The following is a 20,649-nucleotide window of genomic DNA, read 5'->3' on the forward strand; positions in this document are numbered from 1 at the left end:
GACGATCGGCGCAGCCTCAGGACGCCCTTTCAAACGCCAGGAAAGGCCCCATTTTCTGCGGGCGATCCTGTCCGTCGAAAGATGCGGAAAGCTGAGCGCCAGGATACGCTGACCGTTCGTCTGGAGTAAGAGCGTGCCTTGGTTCGCCGACGGGGAAAAACTGACGTTCATGGGGGTTCCACTCCAGAAGAAGGGAGAGCGAAGCCGGGTTGCGGCTCTTCTCCAGGCTGAGACGAAAAACCGGATTGCCGATGCTGCCGGCAAGCCTCGATCCATCCGGCAGAGCCCGCATGCCGGATGGCGCGGGCTCGGCCAGAAGACGAAAGACGGCGCTGCTTGCCTCCTCCTCTCCGGCCTGCCGAAGCAGGAAGAGCGGGCGGCCGGCCGCCTTGGCGCGCAAACCGAGCCGCCGGCTCTCGGTCAGGCCGAAATGCGCAGGATTGCCCCTGATCTCCAGGATGACGACCGAAAAGGCGCCACTTTCCACCGCGGTTTCTGCAAGCCAGAGCGCCTCATCGAGCTTGCGCGGCGAAGCGTGCACGAAACGCCCGGGCTGCAAGCCGAAATCCTGAAGACCCACCGCATAGGGAAGGCCGGCCTCGATCGTCGAGACTGCATCGCCGATCCAGAGCATCGGCGAACGGTCGCCCGCCTCCTCCTCCACCCGCTGCAGCAGCGCTGCGGCCGCAAGGGCGAACCCACAGGCGGCCCCTGCATCCCGGAAAAGCGCGGAACGGATTTCCGTGATCGCATCGAGCGGCAGCCCGCCTCCCATCGCTTCGTCGAGCGATGTCACGCCAAACGGCAGGCATCCGCGCCGATCGCGTTTCGTATCCTGCTGCCCAGTCTTCCCCAACGCCAGGGCTTCCCGCTCCACTGCCGCAAGCGCCGGCGCAGGCTTTCCTTCCAGCTTGGCTATGGTTTCGCGGAGCGCAAAAAGCCGCTCGCGCGCCAGGGCGTTCTGCGCCATGGCGTTTACTCCGTCCGTCGTGTTCCTGTTATGTTCTTATGGATTCCAGAGAGCCGGAGAAGAGTCAACAACCATTTTCTATGAATTTATTCCTGCCTTTGATTCCACACTCGAAAAACGGCAGCAAAGGTTCTATATGGGCCCGCAAAGGAAGGAATATTCATGGCCCGCATAGACCAGAGCGATGATTGGCGAGACCGCCATGCGCCGACGATCAGCACTTTCGAGTCGCTGGCCATGGAAGCCTATAGCCATTTGCCGGATGAATTCCGCCAGCTGACGACCAACCTCACGATCGAGATCGAGGATTTCCCTGATGACGACGTTTTCGAGGACATGGCGCTGGAAACCCCTTTCGATCTGCTCGGCCTTTTCGAGGGCAGAGGTATTTCCGAACGTTTCACGGTGGAAACCGGCGAGATGCCGAACCGCATCCGCCTCTATCGGCGTCCCATCCTCGATTACTGGGCTGAGAACGACGAGACGCTCGGCGATATCATCACCCATGTCCTGATCCACGAGATCGGCCACCATTTCGGGCTGAGCGACGATGATATGGAGCGGATCGAGGCCAGCGCCGAGGAAGCCGCGGAACGCTGACACCGCGTCCGGAAGAACGCGCTATTGCTCGGAGAGCTTCATTTCCGGATCATAATCCTTGCCTTCGACCTCCTTGACGACGGCCTGGCCGCACTGCATCGCGCCGGTTGCCGCATTGAAGGCATAGGTCGGCGAGCCCTCCAGCGACCAGCCCTTGTTGAGGGCGGCGGTAACCTTGTGACAGAAGGAAGCATCGTCGGGGCCGGTCAGGAAGCGGTAGAGTTTCATCAGGCAGGCTTTCTTGCGGAAATCAGACGTGCTTTATGAACCAGAGCTTCGGCCTGGACAAGATGCAGCCGCTCGATCATCCGCCCGTTCGCATTGATGACGTTGAGCCCCCTGGCAGCCGGATCGGCAAAGGCTGATATAATTGCCTGCGCCTCGGCAATCTCATCAGCGCTCGGACCGAAATGCCGGTTGGCGGCCGCAATCTGCGCGGGATGGATCAGCATCTTGCCGGCAAACCCCATGGCGCGGCCCTGCCCGCATTCGACGTCGAAACCTTCGGCATCCTGGAAATCGTTGAAAACGCTGTCGAGCGCATCGAGCCCATAGGCCTTGACCGCCAGGATGACCTGCATCAGCCAGGGCACGAGAAAGCTTCGCCCCGGCTGCTGCAGGACGCCCGTTTCCTTGCGCAGATCATTGAGGCCGACGACGAGGCAATCGAGCCGCGATCCCGGCGTGCTTCCGGATTCGGCGATCGCCCCGACATTCAGCACGCCGCGCGGCGTCTCGATCATCGCCCAGATGCGCAGTCCCTCCGGCGCCTCGGCATCGGCAAGAAGAACGCTGATCTCGGTGATATCCCGCGGCTCGTCCACCTTCGGCAGGAGAACGGCGTCGGGCAAAAGCGCCTTGACCAGATCGAGATCCGCCGCCCCGAATTCGGATGACAAAGAATTGATGCGGATGATCCTTTCCTTGCCCGCAAGCGGCGGCCCGGCAAAGAAACCACGCAGATTTTCCCGCGCTTCCCCCTTGTTCTCGGGCGCGACGGAATCCTCCAGGTCGAAAATAACGGCATCGCAATCAAGGGAATGGCTCTTTTGGAGCGCCCGCACGTTGATGGCGGGCACGCTCAGCACCGAGCGGCGCAATAGCTGAGAACGCAGAGGTACGGTTCGACTCATGGACCATTAGTGCCAAGCTTCAGAAAGCCCTGCAAGACAACAAAAAGCCATGCTTGCCTTGCAGAGAGGAAAAAGAAGAACCACATTCCTTTCTGTAGAAAGGTTTCAAACCCATGCAGAACATTCGCTCCATCTTCATCATGCTTGCCGGCGCCACCTTTTTCGTGGCCATGCTGCTTCTCACCTTCTCGGTGACGCTCGCCGTCGGCGGCATTCTCACCGTGCTCATGGTCGGCCGCGCGCTTTCGATGAAGTTGAAGCCCGCTCCCGTTCGTGCCAAGGCAAACAACGGCAAACCGGAGATGCGCATCTGGAACGACGGCCGCGGCACGATCATCGATCTCTAAGCCGCTTAAAAAACTGACCGACACTGTCGGATCATGCTTCCATGATACGTCTTTGAAGCAGCCAGGCATTCAGCCGGCGCTCAAAAACGATGGAGGATGAGCATGGATACGGAAAACAAACCGGTCAAAATGCCGCCGGTCAAGAATGGCCTGCTGCCCTATCTGACGGTCGACGGCGCGGTAAAGGCCGCGGAATTCTACAAGAAGGCCTTCGGCGCCGAAGAAGCGCATAGAGTGCCGGTCGACGAGAGCGGCCGGACGATGCATGTGCATCTCTATATCAACGGCAGTTCCCTCATGCTGGCTGATGCCTATCCCGAATACGGTCATCCCTTCAAAGGCCATGAAGGCTTCGCCATCCAGCTTGTCATCGACGATATCGATTTCTGGTGGGAGCGCGCGGTCGCTGCCGGTGCCGAAGTCGTCATGCCGGTCGAACTGATGTTCTGGGGCGACCGCTACGGCCAGCTTCGCGATCCCTTCGGCGTCCTCTGGGGGTTGAACGCACCCACCGAGTGACGGGACATTGCGTATAGGCAGGCCGCGCGAAACGTCGCGTGGCTGCCTTTTTAGAAAGATTCTCCTTCATTTCGGCGAAAAACTGGACTAGATGCAAATTCAGAAATTACGTTTTGCTGAAATGGAGCATTGGTCATGGATAAATTCGTGAAGCTCACGGGCGTTGCAGCGCCCCTGCCGGTCGTCAACATCGACACCGACATGATCATTCCGAAGGATTATCTGAAGACCATCAAGCGCACCGGTCTCGGCAAGGGCCTTTTCGCCGAAGCCCGCTACAATGAAGACGGCTCCGAAAACACCGAGTTTGTGCTCAACAAGCCAGCCTATCGCGATGCCAAGATCCTGGTCGCCGGCGACAATTTCGGCTGCGGCTCCTCGCGTGAGCATGCTCCGTGGGCGCTGCTCGATTTCGGCATCCGCTGCGTGATCTCCACCAGCTTCGCCGACATTTTCTACAACAACTGCTTCAAGAACGGCATTCTGCCGATCAAGGTCAGCCAGGAAGATCTCGATAAGCTGATGGACGACGCCTCGCGCGGCTCCAACGCCATCCTCACGGTGGACCTCGCGAACCTCGAGATCACCGGCCCCGATGGCGGCTCCATCAAGTTCGACCTCGACGAGTTCAAGCGCCACTGCCTGCTGAACGGCCTCGACGATATCGGTCTGACGCTGGAAAAGGGCAAGGCGATCGATGAATTTGAAAAGAAGAACGCCGCTTCGCATCCCTGGGCCGCCTGAGCCCTGACGCATTGCCGATCGATCAAGCCGGGTTCGCCCGGCTTTTTCTTTGACTGAGATTAGAGAAACTTCTCCTTCCAAAGCCTCAGCTTTTCAAGCGACACGCCGATGCCGCCGCAGACTTCGATCAGCGGGTGGTTGAAGCGCTGAAGAAGCCCGGCATGCACATCGGCAACCGCAAGAGCCGCACCACAGGCCGGTTCGACCAGAATGCGATGGACATTGGCAAATTTCAGGCAGGCGGCAACCGCATCGGCGTCGCTGACGACAACGCTTTCGATCGGATGCTGTTTCGGCAGCTCGAAGACATGCTGCGCCACCTGCCGAGCGCCGAGCGAATTGGCAATCGAGGTGATGGCGGGAAGGGTGATGCGCTCGTTCGCCCGGAGGCTGGCATTCAGCGAGGCCGCTCCTTCGGTTTCGACGGCAATGACGGGCACGTCGGAAAGCCCGTTCCGTTTCAGTCCCTCAACGATACCGGCAAGCAGCCCACCGCCGCCGACGCTGGTGACGACGCAATCGAATGCCGCCCTCTTCGCCACCACCTCGTCGATCAGTGTGGCATGGCCATCCCACAGAAGCGGATGGTCGAAGGGGTGCACGTAGGTCGCCTTGCGGCTCCGTACTAGCTCGACCGCATGAGCATTGGCCTCATCGAAAACCGATCCGTGGACCAGGACATTCGCACCGGTTGCTGCAATCGTATCCCGCACATCGGCCGCCGTCGTCTCTGGCACGACGATCGTGACCGGCACGCCGAGAGCCCGACCTGCGTAAGCCGCGGCAATGCCGGCATTGCCGCCGGAAGCGCAGAAGATCTCGCGCGCACCATGTTCCACCTCGTGCTGGCAAAGCCGGCCGACACCGCGCAGCTTGAAGCTGCCGGAAGGCTGTAGCGCATCGAGTTTCAGCCAGAGAGGTTTGCCGCTGGCGCTATAGCCAGGGGATGTCCGAAGCAGGGGCGTGTCGAGATGGAGAGGGGCTGAAGCCATGAGAAACATCCAGGAAATAAAAGTCTGGTCACCGTTCTAATCCGGTTGCAGGCGCAGGAGCAACAATCACGGCCTGGAGCGAAGCGTACCGATTCAGCCCTTCTCTCGCTTGAAATGCCCATTTACGGGGTCTAAGAAGCCGCAACTGTTTTTCCAGGAGGGTTTCATGACAGCGCGCAATCTTTTCCTGCTGCCGGGCGACGGCATCGGTCCCGAGGCCATGGGTGAGGTTCGCAAGATCATCGCCTATATGAACGAGGCGATGAATGCCGGTTTCGTCACCGACGAGGGCCTTGTCGGCGGTTCTGCCTATGACGCCCATGGCGCGGCGATCTCGGAAGCCGACATGCAGAAGGCGCTTGCCGCCGATGCCGTTCTCTTCGGCGCCGTCGGCGGCCCGAAATGGGACGACGTGCCTTACGACGTGCGCCCGGAAGCCGGCCTGCTTCGCCTGCGCAAGGACCTGCAGCTCTTCGCAAACCTGCGCCCCGCAATCTGCTATCCCGCCCTTGCCTCTGCCTCCTCGCTGAAGCCGGAACTGGTCGAAGGCCTTGATATCCTGATCATCCGCGAGCTGACCGGCGGCGTCTATTTCGGCGAGCCGAAGGAGATCATCGATCTCGGCAACGGCCAGAAACGCGGCATCGACACGCAGATTTACGATACCTATGAAATCGAGCGCATCGCCGGCGTCGCCTTCGAAATGGCCCGCACGCGCAACAACCGCGTCTGCTCCATGGAAAAGCGCAACGTCATGAAGTCGGGCGTGCTCTGGAACCAGGTGGTGACCGAGACCCACAAGGCGAAATATTCCGACGTCCAGCTCGAACATATGCTGGCTGACGCCGGCGGCATGCAGCTGGTGCGCCAGCCCAAGCAGTTCGACGTCATCGTCACCGACAATCTCTTCGGCGACATGCTTTCCGACGTCGCCGCCATGCTGACCGGCTCGCTCGGCATGCTGCCCTCGGCTTCGCTCGGTGCTCCCGATGGTAAGACCGGTAAGCGCAAGGCTCTCTATGAGCCGGTGCACGGCTCGGCCCCCGATATTGCCGGCAAGGGCATCGCCAATCCGATCGCCATGATCGCCTCCTTCGCCATGTGCCTTCGTTATTCTTTCAACATGGTGAAGGAAGCCGACGACCTGGAAAAAGCGATTGCCAACGTGCTCGACAAGGGCATCCGCACCGGCGACATCATGGCCGATGGCGCAAGGCAGGTCGGCACGGTTGAAATGGGCGATGCAATCCTTGCCGAGTTCAAGGCACTGACGGCCTGATATATTTCACGTGAAACAGTTTCACGCCCTTCGCATCACGTATGCGGAGGGCTTTTCAGGGATGCACAACCGCCGGTTCGGTCGAATTAGCCAAAATGGGCTATCCTTGGCCATAATCTCGTGTATTTTTGCGCCGGATTTCACGGTGCATACTTCCAGGCTGGAAGGTATTTTCCGGCTTATGCGCCAGTTCAAGGTGATGGAGTGCCTGTCGGATACGCGGCGCTCGAGTTCTAATTCGAACGGACGACTGAATGCGGGCATTTTGGATTTCTCTGGACAGGCGCTGGCGCCGGACTGATGCGACGATGCCGCCTTTGCGCTGGCAGGCCTGTCTCTTCATCACCATCAACGCCGTGCTCCTTTCGATGCTGCTCTTCGACGCGCCGATCGGCGCCAGCGTGCCTCCCACGTCGGTGAAGCAGCTGGGCGAGTTCCTGACTGGTTTCGGCGATTCCGCCTGGCTGATCTGCACCAGCATCCTGCTCTTCTTTCAGGGCAGGGCGGGCTACAAGCTCTTGAACACGGCGCGTGCCAAGGCACAGGCGCTTTATGTCAGCTGGATCGGCGCCTATCTCTTCACCACGGTGGTCTGCTCCGGGCTCCTCGCCAATCTCCTGAAACGGGCGATTGGAAGGGCGCGTCCCGATCACTTCCACGATTACGGTATCTTTTCTTTCACGCCTTTTTCGGGCCGTGCGGCCTTCGAAAGTTTTCCCTCCGGCCATTCCACCACGGTCGGCGCCTTCTTCGCCGCCTTCGCGCTTCTGTTTCCGCGCTACCGCGTTGCCTTTATCGCCTGTGCCATCTGGTTCGGCATGACACGGGTCATGGTCGGCGCCCATTATCCGAGCGACGTCATCGCCGGTCTTGCCTTCGGCGGCTGGTTCTCGCTGCTGACCGCGATCGTCTATGCCCGCTGCGGTCTGCTCTTCAAACTGGCGCCGGACGGCTGGCCGCTCGCCAAGCGCCTGTTCCGCACTGCATAATTCCTTAAATCAGAATCGATTTAAGGACAAAACTACGCAGCCATTTCACATGTTACAGCGTCCTTTGCGCCTCCAAAATGACGCGCGGCGCTGTAATACGAAAAAGCCCGACGCCTTGTGAGCGCCGGGCCGTTTTCTCAAGCTTGTCAGACGCCAAGGCGTCATCAATCCATTGCGTGGATGTCCCTGTTCTTCGTTTCCGGCAGGAAGATCAGGCCGATCACCAGCGTGATCGCCGCAAAGACGATCGGATACCAGAGACCGTAATAGATGTCGCCCGCGGCAGCGCTCATCGCGAAGGCCGTCGCCGGCAGCAGGCCGCCGAACCAGCCGTTGCCGATGTGATAGGGCAGCGACATACCGGTGTAGCGGATGCGGGTCGGGAAGAGTTCGACCAGAAGTGCTGCGATCGGGCCATAGACCATCGTCACGTAGAGGACGAGGACGAAGAGGATCGCAACCGTTCCGACCCAGTTGACGCGGGTAGGATCGGCAGTCATGGCGAAGGTGCCACCATTGGCGATGTTGTAGACTGCCATGTCGGTAACGCCATTGGCCTCGTCCGCCGTCAGCAGCTTGCCTTCGACCAGCTTGGCTGCCGGCATGGTTTCCTTCTCGCCCGCGCGTATCGTCTCGGCATTGAGCGCCAATTCAGGGTTGGCGGCGATGAAGGCATCGAGCTTGGAATCCGGCACTTTGGCGACCCCGCGCTTCAGCGGGTAGCCGGCATCGTGAAGCGCAATGTTGACGCCCTTCTCGAACGCAGCAGTCATGCCCTTCGCCTTGTCGCCGGCGGCAATGGCGTCGAAGCTCGTGACGGTCTGGTTGCCGACCTTCACCGTTGCCGGCTGCCCGGCCGGACCCGGCACGACGTCATATGGCACCGAGTTCTTCGTCAGGAACGCTGTCGCCACGTCGCAGGAGCTGGTGAACTTCGCCGTACCTGTCGGGTTGAACTGGAACCTGCAGTCCGCCGGGTCGGCCGTGACCGTCGCGCGGATCGAGGCCTGCGCTTCGGCAAGCGCCGGGTTCGCCGTCCAGGTCATCGCCTTGAACAGCGGATTGTAGGTCACCGCGGCGATGAGGAGACCAGCCATGATGATCGGCTTGCGGCCGATCTTGTCGGAGAGGGCACCGAAGATGACGAAGAACGGCGTCCCGAGCAAGAGCGCGATAGCGACCATGACGTTGGCCGAGAAAAGCTCGACCTTGAGCACGTTCTGCAGGAAGAACAACGCATAGAACTGGCCGCCATACCAGACGACTGCCTGGCCCATGGTTGCGCCGAGAAGGGCGATGATCGCGATCTTGGCGTTCTTCCATTGGCCGAAGGCTTCGGTCAGCGGCGCCTTGGAGCCCTTGCCCTCCGCCTTCATGCGCTGGAACGCAGGCGATTCGTTCATCTTCAGACGGATCCAGACGGAAATGCCGAGCAGGACGACCGAGACCAGGAACGGAATGCGCCAGCCCCAGGCGGCGAATTGAACCGGACCCATCAGCGACTGGACCAGGATGATGACGATCAGCGAAAGGAACAGGCCGAGCGTCGCCGTCGTCTGGATCCATGATGTGAAATAGCCGCGACGCCCATTCGGCGCATGTTCGGCGACATAGGTGGCCGCGCCGCCATATTCACCGCCGAGCGCCAGGCCCTGGAGCAGGCGAAGACCGATCAGGATGATCGGCGCTGCGATGCCGATGGTGGCCGCACCCGGCAGGATACCGACGAGGAAGGTCGAGAAACCCATGATCAGGATCGTCACCAGGAAGGTGTATTTGCGTCCGACGAGATCGCCGAGACGGCCGAAAACCAGCGCGCCGAAGGGACGCACCAGGAAGCCGGCAGCAAAGGCGAGCAACGTGAAAATGTTGCGTGTTGCTTCAGGATATTGGGTGAAGTAGGTCGCGCCGATATAGGTCGCGAGCGAACCATAAAGATAGAAATCGTACCATTCGAAAACGGTGCCGAGCGAAGAAGCGAAGATGACCTTCTTCTCCTCGCCCGTCATCGGACCGGCCTTCGCGCCGTCGATGCTTGCGACATTTGCCATTGTCTGTCCTCCACAGAGTGATGAGCAACGCACGCGGCCCGCTTTCCTCAAAGCATACCCCTGGCCGCGACACGCCTGACGAGAGTGTGCCAGAAAAGACAGGCCGCAAAGAGAGAGGCTTTGGGATTATGACTTTAGTCTAATGGCCGGCACATTTCGTGGACGCGTCTGGCCGTTGTTCGGCTCCTGACCGCAACGTGATTTCGGAGGCGGGAGAATTTCAACCACATAGCGAAGAAAAGGCCTGTTACGTATCAGGCGGCCGTCCCTTTCGCCTACTGCCTGCGCGCGCAAAAACCTTGACTCCTGTGGAAAACCTTCTAAGAGCAACAGCGGAAAAGGAAATCTCCATGGTTCGCGATGAACACGCCATTGCCGAATGCAATGACCGGGCACGAGTTGCCGGGGTGGATATTGCCGTTCCGGTTTCTGCCAAAACCAAGGCCAAAACGACGACGAAAACCGTCTGACGTCTCTGGCCTGCCGCTCTCTCCCCGGCTCGGCTGGGGACAGGAAGACGCGATTTTTCGCGCCTTTCCCCTCACCGGACAGAGGAGAGAAGAGAAAGAGAGCTTGAGAAATGGGTTTCAAAGTAGCAGTTGCGGGAGCGACCGGAAATGTCGGCCGGGAGATGCTCAACATCCTCTCCGAACGCGGCTTCCCCGCCGATGAGGTCGTGGCGCTCGCCTCGGCGCGTTCGCAGGGCACCGAAGTCTCCTATGGGGACCGGACGCTGAAGGTCTCCAATCTGGAGAATTACGATTTCTCCGATACCGATATCTGCCTGATGTCGGCGGGCGGCGAGGTCTCCAAGAAGTTTTCGCCGAAGATCGGCCAGCAGGGCTGCGTCGTCATCGACAATTCGTCGGCCTGGCGCTACGACGCCGACGTGCCGCTGATCGTGCCGGAAGTCAACCCGGACGCCGTCACGCAGTTCACCAAGCGCAACATCATCGCCAATCCGAATTGCTCGACCGCGCAGCTGGTGGTGGCGCTGAAGCCGCTGCACGACTTCGCCAAGATCAAACGCGTCGTCGTCTCCACCTATCAGTCGGTCTCCGGCGCCGGCAAGGATGGCATGGACGAACTCTTCAACCAGACGCGCGCCGTCTTCGTTGCCGACCCGATCGAGAACAAGAAGTTCACCAAGCGCATCGCCTTCAACGTCATTCCGCACATCGACAGCTTCATGGAAGATGGCTACACCAAGGAAGAATGGAAGGTGTTGGCCGAGACGAAGAAGATGCTCGACCCGAAGATCAAGGTGACCTGCACGGCGGTGCGTGTGCCGGTCTTCATCGGTCACTCGGAATCGGTCAACATCGAGTTCGAAAACGAGATCACTGCCGACCAGGCCCGCGACATCCTGCGCGACGCACCCGGCTGCCTCGTCATCGACAAGCGCGAGAACGGCGGCTACATCACGCCCTATGAGTCCGCCGGCGAAGATGCGACCTACATCTCGCGCATCCGCGAGGACGCGACTGTTGAAAACGGCCTCAATATGTGGGTGGTTTCCGACAACCTGCGCAAGGGTGCAGCGCTGAACGCCATCCAGATCGCCGAACTGCTCGTCAATCGCGGCCTGGTCAAGCCCCGCAGGCAGGCAGCCTGATACCATTTGTAAACCATAAGACGTTAAGCCCTGCTCCGTGAGCGGGGCTTTTTCCGGGGCAAACACAGTTGTATAAGCGATCGCTAAAGATCGTGACAAAATCGCGAGTGGCTGGCATTCTCTTGCCCGCCTAAAAACTATGCAGATCGAGAGCGGGGTTTCTCAATGCGCATGACAAAGTTGTTTCTGGCGGCCGCTGCGGCAATGGGCGTCCTCCATGCGGTACCGGCCTTCGCGCAGGGGCCGCAATGTGGCAATACCAGCGCGGGCTTCGACGCCTGGGTCGCCGATTTCAAACAGACGGCAGCGGCCAATGGCGTCAGCCAATCGGTGCTTAGCCGCGCCTTCGCCAACGTCAACTACAACAGACCGACGATCGCCGCCGACCGCGGCCAGAAAAGTTTCAAGCTCTCCTTCGATGCCTTCATGCAGAAGCGCGGCGGTGCGGCCATCATTTCCCGCGGCCGTTCGATGAGGGCGGCCAACCAGGCCCTCTTTGCTTCGCTGGAGCGCCGCTTCGGCGTTCCCGCCGGCCCGCTGATCGCGATCTGGGGCATGGAAACCGGTTTTGGCAGCTATATGGGCAATCAGCACACGCTATCGGCTGTGTCGACCCTTGCCTATGACTGCCGTCGTTCGGAATATTTCACCGACCAGCTTTATGCTGCGCTGCAGCTGGTCTCCGAGGGTTATCTGAGCCCGCAGGCCAAGGGCGCCGCCCATGGTGAGATCGGCCAGACGCAGTTTCTGCCGCGCAATGTCGTGCGCTTCGGCGCCGACGGCGACGGCGACGGCCGGGTCGACATGGTCGGCTCCCGCGCCGATGCGCTGGCCTCGACCGCAAATTTCCTCAAGGGCCACGGCTGGCGTGCGGGCGCCGGCTATCAGCCGGGAGAGCCGAATTTCGCTGCCATCCAAGGCTGGAATGCCGCCAGCGTCTACCAGCAGGCGATCGCCTATATCGGCCAGCAGATCGACGGCGGCAGATAAGGCTATATTGAAAAATGATATTCGGAAACGCCGCTGCGATATGCGGCGTTTTTCATATGCGGGCATCAAAACCGCCGCCCGAAGCTGCCGTCTTGCGTCGCTCCTCCTGTGGCATGGCCGCTGGCACAACCGGCCCCGAAACGACGCAATTGCGACCGGAGGCCTTGGCGGCGTAAAGCGCCAGATCGGCGCGCTTGACCAGATCCTCGAAGTTCCGGTTGGCGGCGTCGTTTGCCCGGCCGGCGCATCCGAAGCTCGCCGTCACCTTGATTTGATCGCCGCTCGGCAACGGGATTTCCGCCCTTTCGATCGCCAGGCGCGCGCGCTCGGCGACGATTGCCGCTTCATCGGGGGTCGAGTCCGGCAGAAGCGCCAGGAATTCTTCGCCACCGTGGCGTACCAGCAGATCGAAGGGACGAAAATTCTGGCGTGCGATGTCCGCAACGTGACGAAGCACGGCATCGCCGGCGTCATGGCCGTGAACATCGTTGATTTTCTTGAAATGATCGAGATCGAAGAGCACGACGGAAATCCATCGCGATCCGTGCGCGGCCTGCGTGAGAAGCGCCGAGGCGGCGACTTCGAAGCCGCGCCTGTTGTAAAGCCCGGTCAGAAGGTCGGTTTGGGCGGCGTTGCGCAACTCGCCCACTAGCGTCTCACGATCGCGCGTCAGCCGGGCAACGAGGCGCAGACCCCTTGCCGCCAGCAGCATCACCAAGGTGGCTAGAATGAGCAGGCCGGCGCAGAGCGCCAAGATCAGCGTCAGGTGAACCTGCGCACGCGCCGAAAGACTTTCGCCGGTCTCGTGGATATCATTGGCGGCTTCGACGATCTTGTGCTGGAGGAAGGCCATCCGCTCGTTCTGCGCCACCGCCCAGATATCTCGCGCCTCGGGCGTAGGCCGCGATCCGGCAAGGATGGAATCGGTAATCGCATTCGCCTTCACCTGGTTGCTACGGCCGAGATAGGCAGTGATGTCGCGTACCGTTGAGTCTGAGGAATGGAAGACCATATGGTCCATCCCATCGCCGAGCATGACCTTGCCCTGCACGAACATCTCCACCGGAAACCTGGCGGCGAAGCCATTGTCAAGATAACGGGTACCGACGACGGTGATCAGCCTTTCACCGTAATAGGTCAGCAGGATGCCCATCAGCTGGTTGGATTTCTGCAGCAGTACCGGGTCACTGATCAGCGGCGAAAGCGCATCGACGACAGCAAGCTGCTTCTGGGCCGCATACCAGTAGATATACCCTGGATCGCTGTTGATATAACGGCCTTGGTCGACTGCGCTTCGCGCAGCCACAATACGGCTGTAGGCAAGGTTGAGAGCCGACAATTCGTCGACAAGCCCCTCGTCCAGCAGATCGCGAGAGGGGAGGCTGGCATAGAAAGCGCGGCGTTCGTGATCGAGCATCGCCCGGCTTCGTTGCATCGCGGCGGCGGCCGGGCCGCTGGGCTGGGCGATGTATCGACGCGTGGCGCCGATTTCAGCCAGGATCTCCGTGGCGGCGATGGACCCGGCGCGGGCAAGCACATCGGCAAACTGCCGATCCTTCTCAAGATCCCTGTATTCCTTGAGCGAAGACCGCAGCAGGATGACGCCTTCAATGACCATGAAGACGAAAGGCAGCATGATAGCGGCCAGGATAACCTTTTTGATGGTCTCGAACTTCATCGCCAATCGCCACGGTGATCAAACGTCGGTCGTGTGCGACCAATTCCGGAGAAGCTTAGCAGCAATCGTTAAAAAACTGATAAACCCGCCTATCCCTAGATTTCCGGGCGAATGAAGTCACGGGTATCGGCGTCCATCACCCAGAGTTCACCCGTCGAAATGTCGAACCAGGCGCCATGAAGATGAAGATTTCCCGCTTCTTCGAGCGCCCTGATATTCGGAAAGCTTCTGAGATTGTCGATGGAGTTGCGGATGGAGACACGCTCGAGCGCAGTTTGCCGCTCGGCCGCGGTCATCACGTCATTGCTCTGGATCTGCTCGGCTGCCGGTTTGACCAGCGACATCCATCGGCCAATGAAATCGCCGGGCGACAACGGCTCGGCATTTGGATCAAGTGCCGCACGAATCCCTCCGCAGCGGCCATGGCCCATCACGACGATGTCTGAAACCTTCAGTGCCTGCACGGCAAATTCAAGAGCAGCCGATGTCGAATGGAAATTGCCGTCCGGCTCATAGGGCGGCACCATATTGGCGACATTGCGGACGACAAAAAGCTCGCCTGGGCCGGCATCGAAGATTAGCTCGGGAGCCGCACGCGAGTCCGAACAGGCGATAACAAGCGTGCTCGGACTCTGACCGTTTTCAGCAAGCTGCCGATACCTGTCGCGGGCGTCGGCATAACGCCCGTTCATAAAGTTGCGATAACCGTTTAGAAGAGTGTTTGGAAAACGCTGCATGCCTCTGGATTAGCGCGCGCCGAGGACAAGATCAACTGCTGCACCGCAAAATGAGCGCATTGGCAAATGCGTCAATTTTTCCGCCGTTGGGCGGGGTGCACCAGCCGGCGCATCTGCACCATGGCCATCGGCGTCGAAAGACTGGAGGCATCGCTTGCCAGCATCAACTCATTGCTGCCGCGCTTGACCGCACGTGCAAGCACTTCGAACACGCTGGCGGTGGCAAGCTGCAATGCCTTTTCATCCTCTAGGCCGGACAGCAGGCGCGACAGGAAAACGGCGGAAAGCAGGTCGCCGAGGCCATTCGGCGGGTTCTCGACGACGCGGTGCTCGGCAAGGAGCGCGTGTCGGCCGGAAAGGTAGAGATTGCCGGTGCCGCCCGCCATCATCGGTACCGCCGAGGTGACGAGCATGCGCGACGGCCCGAGCGCCAGCGCCGCCTCCATGATGGCGCTGTTGTCGTCGAGCGCGGCCCCTGACAGCCAGGCGAGCTCGTACCGGTTCGGCGTTGCCAGCGAGGCCAGCGGGATGAGATGGTCGCGAATGGCCTCCGCCGTCGCTTCCGGCACGTAGAGGCCGCCGAGGTCGCCCATGACCGGGTCGCAGACATAAAGCAGTTCGGGATTGTTCTGCCGGAGCGCAGCGACCAGCCGGGCGACGGAGCGCGCCTGGGCGGCATTGCCGAAATAGCCCGAAAGCACCGCCCTGACTTCGCCAATCCAGGGCGCACGGATCAGATCGTCGATCGCCGCGTCGAAATCCGCTTCGGCGAATGTCAGCCGTGTCGAGCGGCCATGGCCGGGATGCCAGGGCAGAATCACGGTCGGCAGCGCCCAGACCGGATGGCCGAGCGTCTCCAGCGCAAACACCGCCGCCCGGTTGCCGACCGAGCCGCGCACGACATGGCTGGAAATGACGATGACTGCGCCCGCTGCATTTTCCGACATGATACCGAGGTCCGAATGATGATGGCGTTTGATGATCTTTTTGACGCCGTGCTGTCAACCATTCTTCACCTGAGCATGGAAATGTGCCGCCAAAGCAAAGCTGCAAGGAGAGGCCTTGCTGGCGCGATTTGGCCTTGAAAGCGGAAAATTCTCTAACAATTTCCCATTTCTACCGTCAAAAAAGCACCAAAACAGTTCCTGGGGCCTCTATTTTAGAGATTTTTTCGAGAAGTCTTCTGCTAGCTTGCGAAAAATCAGTTCATTGCGGGGAGGCGATTCATGGCTGCCAGAAACAATCCAAAGCGGGAAAAGCAGATCGAGACTGCGCGCAAGATCGCCGAGACGGCGAGCGAGGCGCATCTCGATCCGGAATTTCTCTTCGGCCGGGCCAGCAATGACGATCTCGAACTCTATACGCCCGACATGCTGGCGCGCTCCGCCATGCACTCGGCAAAGGAACTTGCCGCCTGGAACGGCAAGGTGCCGCGCGTCAGCATCGACACGCTTGCCGAGGTGACGCCTGGCGGCGCGCCCGTCTCGGTGCTGTCGGTGACTGACCGGAACATGCCTTTCCTCTATGAATCGGTCATGGGTGAAGTGACGAGCACCTATCGCGATCTGTTCATGGCCGTGCATCCCATCCTCGTCATGGAAAAGGGCAAAGCCCCCGCGCTCTATTCCGCCGACCGCCCGAGCGATCCCGCTACGCGCGTCAGCCATATCCAGCTCCATATCGCCCCATTGAATTCCACCCAGGCTGCCGATCTCGTCAAACGCGTCCAGACCGTCCTCGAACAGGTCCGCCTGTCAGTCTCGGACTGGAAGCCGATGCTTGCCAAGCTTGACGGGGTGATCGCCGAGCTTTCGGCCAATGGCGCCGGCCGCAGAAAGGCCGAACACGCGGAGGCGGTGGCCTTCCTGACCTGGCTGCGCGATGAAAATTTCACTTTTCTCGGGATGCGCGAATATCTCTATTCCGGCAAGGGCGCCGACGCCAAGGTCGAGCGCGACAAGGGTGCCGGCCTTGGCATCCTCTCCAATCCCGACGTTCTCGTGCTGCGCACCGGCAAGGATGCCGTGACCACGACGCCGGAGATTCTCGCCTTCCTCGACGGCCCCGACTTCCTGATCGTCACCAAGGCGAATGTAAAGTCGATCGTCCATCGCCGCGCCTATATGGATTACGTCGGCGTCAAGCGTTTCGACGCTCAAGGCAACGTCACGGGGGAACTCCGCATCGTCGGCCTCTTCACCTCGACGGCCTATACCTCGCTCGCCTCCGAAATCCCGCTGCTGCGCTCCAAGATCGAGAAGGTCAAAGAGCATTTCGGCTTCGATCCGATGAGCCATTCCGGCCGCATGCTCGACAACACGCTGGAATCCTATCCGCGCGACGACCTTTTCCAGATCGACACGACGCTGCTTGCAAGCTTTGCCGAACAGATCAACGATCTCGCCGATCGGCCGCGCGTGCGCGTCCTGCCGCGCATCGACCATTTCGACCGGTTCGTCTCGGTAATCGTTTATGTGCCGCGTGAGGAATATGACTCGATCGTGCGTGAGCGGATCGGCACCTATCTGAAGACCGTCTATGACGGCCGTGTCTCAGCCTATTACCCGGCTTTCCCCGAAGGGGGCGTCGCCCGCGTGCATTTCATCATCGGTCGCTCCGGCGGCAAGACCCCGCGCATTCCGCAGGCAAAGCTCGAGCAGACGATCCGGGAAATAACCGCCCGCTGGCACGACCGTTTCGAGGCGTTGGCCGGACCCAAGTCGCCGAAGCTATCGGTCGATCAGGCCTTCCAGGATTCTTTCACGCCTGAAGAAACCGTGGCCGACCTTGCCGACATCGGCGCCTGCGCCGCCGGCGAACCGCTCCGCATCCAATTTTATCATCGCCAGGAAGAACATGGCCGGATCCTCTCGCTGAAGATCTTCCATGCCGACGGCCAGCTGGCTTTGTCGCGCCGCGTGCCCCTTCTCGAGAACCTCGGCTTCAATGTCGTCAGCGAACGCACTTTCGACATCGGCGTAAAGGTCGCCGATGTCGAAACCAAACTCGTCGTGCTGCACGACATGGAACTCGAGACCCGCACCGGCGGCGACATCGACCTGCACCGGTATGGCGCCGCACTCGAGGAGGCCTTCGTCGCCGCCTTCGCCGGAACGATCGACAATGACAGCTTCAATCGGCTGATCCTTTCGGCGGGTCTCTCGGCGCGCGAGACGAATGTGCTGCGCGCCTATGCCCGTTATCTCCGCCAGGCCGGCATCGCCTATTCGCAGGATTACATCGCAACGACGCTCGACAAATATCCTGGTGTGGCCGCCGCCATCTTCCGGCTGTTCCACGACACGCTCGATCCCAAGCTCTCCGAGAAAGCCCGCACCAAGAAGCTCGCCGACCTGCACCAGGCGATCGAGGCCGATCTTGCCGACGTTCCGAGCCTTGACGACGACCGAATCCTGCGCCGCTACGTCAACATCGTCGACGCGACGCTGCGCACCAATTATTTCCAGAAGAACGCGGATGGCTCGCCAAAATCCATGCTGGCCTTCAAGCTCGATCCGCACCTGGTCGACGGGCTGCCGCAACCCAGACCCTTCCGCGAGATGTTCGTCTACGGCGTCGAGGTCGAAGGCGTGCACCTGCGCTTCGGCAAGGTGGCGCGCGGCGGCCTGCGCTGGTCGGATCGTGCCGAGGATTACCGCACCGAGGTGCTCGGTCTGGTCAAGGCGCAGCAGGTGAAGAACGCCGTCATCGTGCCGGTGGGCGCCAAAGGCGGCTTTTATCCCAAAAAACTTCCCGTCGGTGGCAGCCGCGACGAGGTCTTCAATGCCGGCCGCGAGGCTTACAAGACTTATATCCGCACGCTGCTTTCGATCACCGACAATATATCGGGCGCCGAGATCGTGCCGCCGACGGACACGATCAGGCTCGACGGCGACGATCCCTATTTCGTCGTCGCCGCCGACAAGGGCACCGCAACCTTCTCCGATACCGCCAATGCTCTGGCGCAGGAAGCCGGCTTCTGGCTGGACGACGCCTTCGCCTCCGGCGGCTCGGCCGGTTACGATCACAAGAAGATGGGCATCACCGCCCGCGGCGCCTGGGAAACCGTGAAACGCCATTTCCGCGAAATGGACATCGACATCCAGACGACGCCCTTTACCGTCGCGGGCGTCGGCGACATGTCGGGCGACGTCTTCGGCAACGGCATGCTGCTCTCACCCAAGATCCGGCTCGTCGCCGCTTTTGACCATCGCGACATCATCATCGATCCCGATCCCGACATGGAAAAGACGCTCGCCGAGCGCCAGCGGCTCTTCGACCTGCCGCGCTCGAGCTGGCAGGATTTCGACAGAAACGCCCTTTCGAAGGGGGCGATGGTCATTTCCCGCGCAGCCAAATCGGTGACGCTGACGCCGGAAACGATGACCGCGATCGGCATCGACAAAGCCGTGGCCACGCCCTTCGAGATCATGACGGCAATCCTGAAGAGCCCGGTCGACCTGCTCTGGTTCGGCGGCATCGGCACCTATGTGAAAGCTTCCGCCGAAACCGATACAGAGGTCGGCGACCGCGCCAATGACCCGATCCGCATCACGGCGGCCGAGGTGCGCGCCAAGGTGATCGGCGAGGGCGCAAATCTCGGCGTCACCCAGAAGGGCCGCATCGCCTATGGCCTCAAGGGCGGACGGTGCAATTCCGACGCCATCGACAACTCGGCCGGCGTCAACACCTCGGACGTCGAGGTCAACATCAAGATTGCGCTCGCCGCCGCCATGCATGACGGCCGGCTGACGCGGGTAAAACGCGACCAGCTTCTGTCGTCGATGACCGGCGAGGTGGCGGCTCTGGTCTTGCGCAACAACTATCTCCAGTCGCTGGCGATCTCGCTGAGCGAACGCAAGGGCACCGCAAACGGCCTGGAACTCGCCCGCTTCATGAGCGTGCTCGAGGCTGCCGGCCAGCTGAACCGCAAGGTCGAGACCCTGCCGGATGAGCAGACGCTCGCCGAACGTTACACCGCCGGCAAGCCGCTGACGCGGCCGGAAATCGGCGTGCTGCTGTCCTATGCCAAGATCGTACTCTTCGACGCGCTCGCCGCGAGCGATCTGCCCGACGACCCCTATTTCGCAGCGACGCTGTCGAATTATTTCCCCGTCAAGATGCAGAGGTCGAACGCCGGCGATATCGCCGGGCACCGCCTGCGGCGCGAAATCATCGCGACCGTGCTTGCCAATGAAGCGATAAACCGCGGCGGGCCGAGCTTCACCGTTGCGATGATGGACGCGACGGCGGCTTCGGCGCCGGAAGTGGTGCGCGCCGCAATCGTCGCCCGCGACGGTTTCGACCTTACCCGGCTCTGGTCCGAGACGGATGCGCTCGACGGCAAGATCTCGGGCGAGGTGCAAAACCGCATCTACGAGGAAATCAGCTACAGCTTTACCGTCCTCACGCGCCTCTTGTTGAAAACCGCAATGACCAAAGCCGACATGGCAACGGTGATTAGCCGGCTACAAGCTTCACTGAAGAAGCTGAAACCTGCTTTAGCCGAACAGCCAGCTGGCGATGCTGCCGCTCGCCAGGCGGAATACACCGAGGCGGGCGTGCCCGAAAAGCTTGCGGCCGAGATCGCCAACCTCCAGAGCTTCGCGCTGGTGCCGGAGATCATGCAGATTGCCGAGCGCACCGGCGAGCCGCTGGTGCGCGCTGCCGAAAATTATTTCGCGGTGTCGAAGACCTTCCGGATCGCCCGGCTGCTGGCGGCCGGCGGCCGGATCCTCACCTCCGACCACTACGAAAATCTGGCGCTTGCCCGCAGCATCGACCAGATTGCCAGCGCCCGGCGCGACATTGTCATCTCGGCCCTTTCCGAGCACGGCAAGGAGAAGCTGCCCGTCCAGGCCTGGCATGCACAGGATCGTGTCCGCATCAACCGCATCGTCGAGGAGCTTTCGAGCCTCAGCGACAGCGGCGATCCCAATCTTGCGCGTATTACCGTTGCCGCAGGCATCCTGACCGATCTTGCGCGCGACCGGGTGAGGTGAGAC

At 60.8% G+C, this 20,649-nt stretch carries 18 protein-coding genes and 1 pseudogene; 11 read left to right on the forward strand and 8 right to left on the reverse strand.

Annotated elements, in window-relative coordinates; translation table 11 throughout:
* Positions 1-16 precede the first annotated feature (16 nt).
* Positions 17-970 carry an ImuA family protein gene (locus GA0061105_RS33555; RefSeq protein ID WP_245304429.1) on the reverse strand — a complete coding sequence of 318 codons (954 nt, stop codon included), beginning with the start codon at positions 968-970 and terminating at the stop codon, positions 17-19.
* 162 nt (positions 971-1,132) lie between these two features.
* On the opposite strand from GA0061105_RS33555, the gene GA0061105_RS26735 reads away from it, so the two are divergent.
* Positions 1,133-1,570, forward strand: a complete 438-nt coding sequence (locus tag GA0061105_RS26735) for a metallopeptidase family protein (protein WP_008528622.1) — start codon at positions 1,133-1,135, stop codon at positions 1,568-1,570.
* 21 nt (positions 1,571-1,591) lie between these two features.
* Here the strand turns inward: GA0061105_RS26735 and GA0061105_RS26740 are convergent, their stop codons facing one another.
* A complete protein-coding gene (locus GA0061105_RS26740; protein ID WP_008528624.1) occupies positions 1,592-1,798 on the reverse strand; it encodes a DUF1737 domain-containing protein in 207 nt (68 codons plus the stop codon).
* Positions 1,798-2,703, reverse strand: coding sequence for an HpcH/HpaI aldolase/citrate lyase family protein (locus tag GA0061105_RS26745; protein ID WP_092753860.1), 906 nt, complete (start codon positions 2,701-2,703; stop codon positions 1,798-1,800). Before GA0061105_RS26745 ends, GA0061105_RS26740 begins: the two co-directional genes overlap by 1 nt.
* A gap of 113 nt (positions 2,704-2,816) precedes the next feature.
* Here GA0061105_RS26745 and GA0061105_RS26750 point away from each other — a divergent pair, with 113 nt between their 5' ends.
* The 3 genes from GA0061105_RS26750 (at position 2,817) to leuD (ending at position 4,313) form a co-directional block, all read left to right on the forward strand.
* Positions 2,817-3,050, forward strand: a complete 234-nt coding sequence (locus tag GA0061105_RS26750) for a hypothetical protein (protein WP_092753862.1) — start codon at positions 2,817-2,819, stop codon at positions 3,048-3,050.
* A 96-nt stretch (positions 3,051-3,146) separates the two neighbouring features.
* Positions 3,147-3,569 (forward strand): VOC family protein, encoded by a 423-nt coding sequence (locus GA0061105_RS26755; protein WP_092753864.1) that lies wholly within the window; start codon positions 3,147-3,149, stop codon positions 3,567-3,569.
* A 135-nt stretch (positions 3,570-3,704) separates the two neighbouring features.
* On the forward strand, positions 3,705-4,313 hold the full coding sequence (gene leuD / locus GA0061105_RS26760; RefSeq protein WP_092753866.1) for a 3-isopropylmalate dehydratase small subunit: 609 nt from the start codon (positions 3,705-3,707) through the stop codon (positions 4,311-4,313).
* Positions 4,314-4,372: 59 nt separating this feature from the next.
* Here leuD and GA0061105_RS26765 read toward each other — a convergent pair whose 3' ends face one another.
* Positions 4,373-5,305 (reverse strand): pyridoxal-phosphate dependent enzyme, encoded by a 933-nt coding sequence (locus GA0061105_RS26765; protein ID WP_092753868.1) that lies wholly within the window; start codon positions 5,303-5,305, stop codon positions 4,373-4,375.
* A gap of 166 nt (positions 5,306-5,471) precedes the next feature.
* Here GA0061105_RS26765 and leuB point away from each other — a divergent pair, with 166 nt between their 5' ends.
* The 3 genes from leuB to lpxE are packed head-to-tail and all read left to right on the forward strand — an operon-like array spanning position 5,472 to position 7,573.
* On the forward strand, positions 5,472-6,584 hold the full coding sequence (gene leuB / locus GA0061105_RS26770) for a 3-isopropylmalate dehydrogenase (protein ID WP_064696419.1): 1,113 nt from the start codon (positions 5,472-5,474) through the stop codon (positions 6,582-6,584).
* Between the two features lie 10 nt (positions 6,585-6,594).
* A complete protein-coding gene (locus tag GA0061105_RS26775) occupies positions 6,595-6,885 on the forward strand; it encodes a hypothetical protein (protein WP_141130232.1) in 291 nt (96 codons plus the stop codon).
* The gene (gene lpxE, locus GA0061105_RS26780) at positions 6,839-7,573 is read left to right on the forward strand and encodes a phosphatase PAP2 family protein (RefSeq protein ID WP_208601706.1); all 735 of its coding nucleotides are present in this window, start codon (positions 6,839-6,841) and stop codon (positions 7,571-7,573) included. Before GA0061105_RS26775 ends, lpxE begins: the two co-directional genes overlap by 47 nt.
* Positions 7,574-7,737: 164 nt before the next feature.
* Here lpxE and GA0061105_RS26785 read toward each other — a convergent pair whose 3' ends face one another.
* Positions 7,738-9,624 (reverse strand): MFS transporter, encoded by a 1,887-nt coding sequence (locus GA0061105_RS26785; RefSeq protein ID WP_092753874.1) that lies wholly within the window; start codon positions 9,622-9,624, stop codon positions 7,738-7,740.
* Between the two features lie 253 nt (positions 9,625-9,877).
* Between GA0061105_RS26785 and GA0061105_RS33100 the strand changes: the two are divergent.
* The 3 genes and pseudogenes from GA0061105_RS33100 to GA0061105_RS26795 all read left to right on the forward strand — a co-directional run bounded on the left by GA0061105_RS33100 (position 9,878) and on the right by GA0061105_RS26795 (position 12,229).
* Positions 9,878-10,094 (forward strand): annotated as a pseudogene (locus GA0061105_RS33100) (hypothetical protein).
* A gap of 110 nt (positions 10,095-10,204) precedes the next feature.
* Positions 10,205-11,239 carry an aspartate-semialdehyde dehydrogenase gene (locus tag GA0061105_RS26790; protein ID WP_064696417.1) on the forward strand — a complete coding sequence of 345 codons (1,035 nt, stop codon included), beginning with the start codon at positions 10,205-10,207 and terminating at the stop codon, positions 11,237-11,239.
* Between the two features lie 165 nt (positions 11,240-11,404).
* Positions 11,405-12,229 carry a lytic murein transglycosylase gene (locus tag GA0061105_RS26795; RefSeq protein ID WP_064696416.1) on the forward strand — a complete coding sequence of 275 codons (825 nt, stop codon included), beginning with the start codon at positions 11,405-11,407 and terminating at the stop codon, positions 12,227-12,229.
* A gap of 52 nt (positions 12,230-12,281) precedes the next feature.
* On the opposite strand, the gene GA0061105_RS26800 is transcribed toward GA0061105_RS26795, so the two are convergent.
* From GA0061105_RS26800 to pdxY, 3 genes are all read right to left on the reverse strand, one after another.
* The gene (locus GA0061105_RS26800; RefSeq protein ID WP_064696415.1) at positions 12,282-13,907 is read right to left on the reverse strand and encodes a GGDEF domain-containing protein; all 1,626 of its coding nucleotides are present in this window, start codon (positions 13,905-13,907) and stop codon (positions 12,282-12,284) included.
* Between the two features lie 95 nt (positions 13,908-14,002).
* On the reverse strand, positions 14,003-14,644 hold the full coding sequence (locus GA0061105_RS26805; protein ID WP_064696414.1) for a carbonic anhydrase: 642 nt from the start codon (positions 14,642-14,644) through the stop codon (positions 14,003-14,005).
* Positions 14,645-14,715: 71 nt separating this feature from the next.
* Positions 14,716-15,591 carry a pyridoxal kinase PdxY gene (gene pdxY / locus GA0061105_RS26810; protein WP_064696413.1) on the reverse strand — a complete coding sequence of 292 codons (876 nt, stop codon included), beginning with the start codon at positions 15,589-15,591 and terminating at the stop codon, positions 14,716-14,718.
* Positions 15,592-15,870: 279 nt separating this feature from the next.
* On the opposite strand from pdxY, the gene GA0061105_RS26820 reads away from it, so the two are divergent.
* A complete protein-coding gene (locus GA0061105_RS26820) occupies positions 15,871-20,646 on the forward strand; it encodes an NAD-glutamate dehydrogenase (protein ID WP_092753876.1) in 4,776 nt (1,591 codons plus the stop codon).
* Positions 20,647-20,649 lie beyond the last annotated feature (3 nt).

Origin of the sequence: Rhizobium aethiopicum (assembly GCF_900094625.1) — a bacterium.
GTDB lineage: Bacteria > Pseudomonadota > Alphaproteobacteria > Rhizobiales > Rhizobiaceae > Rhizobium > Rhizobium aethiopicum.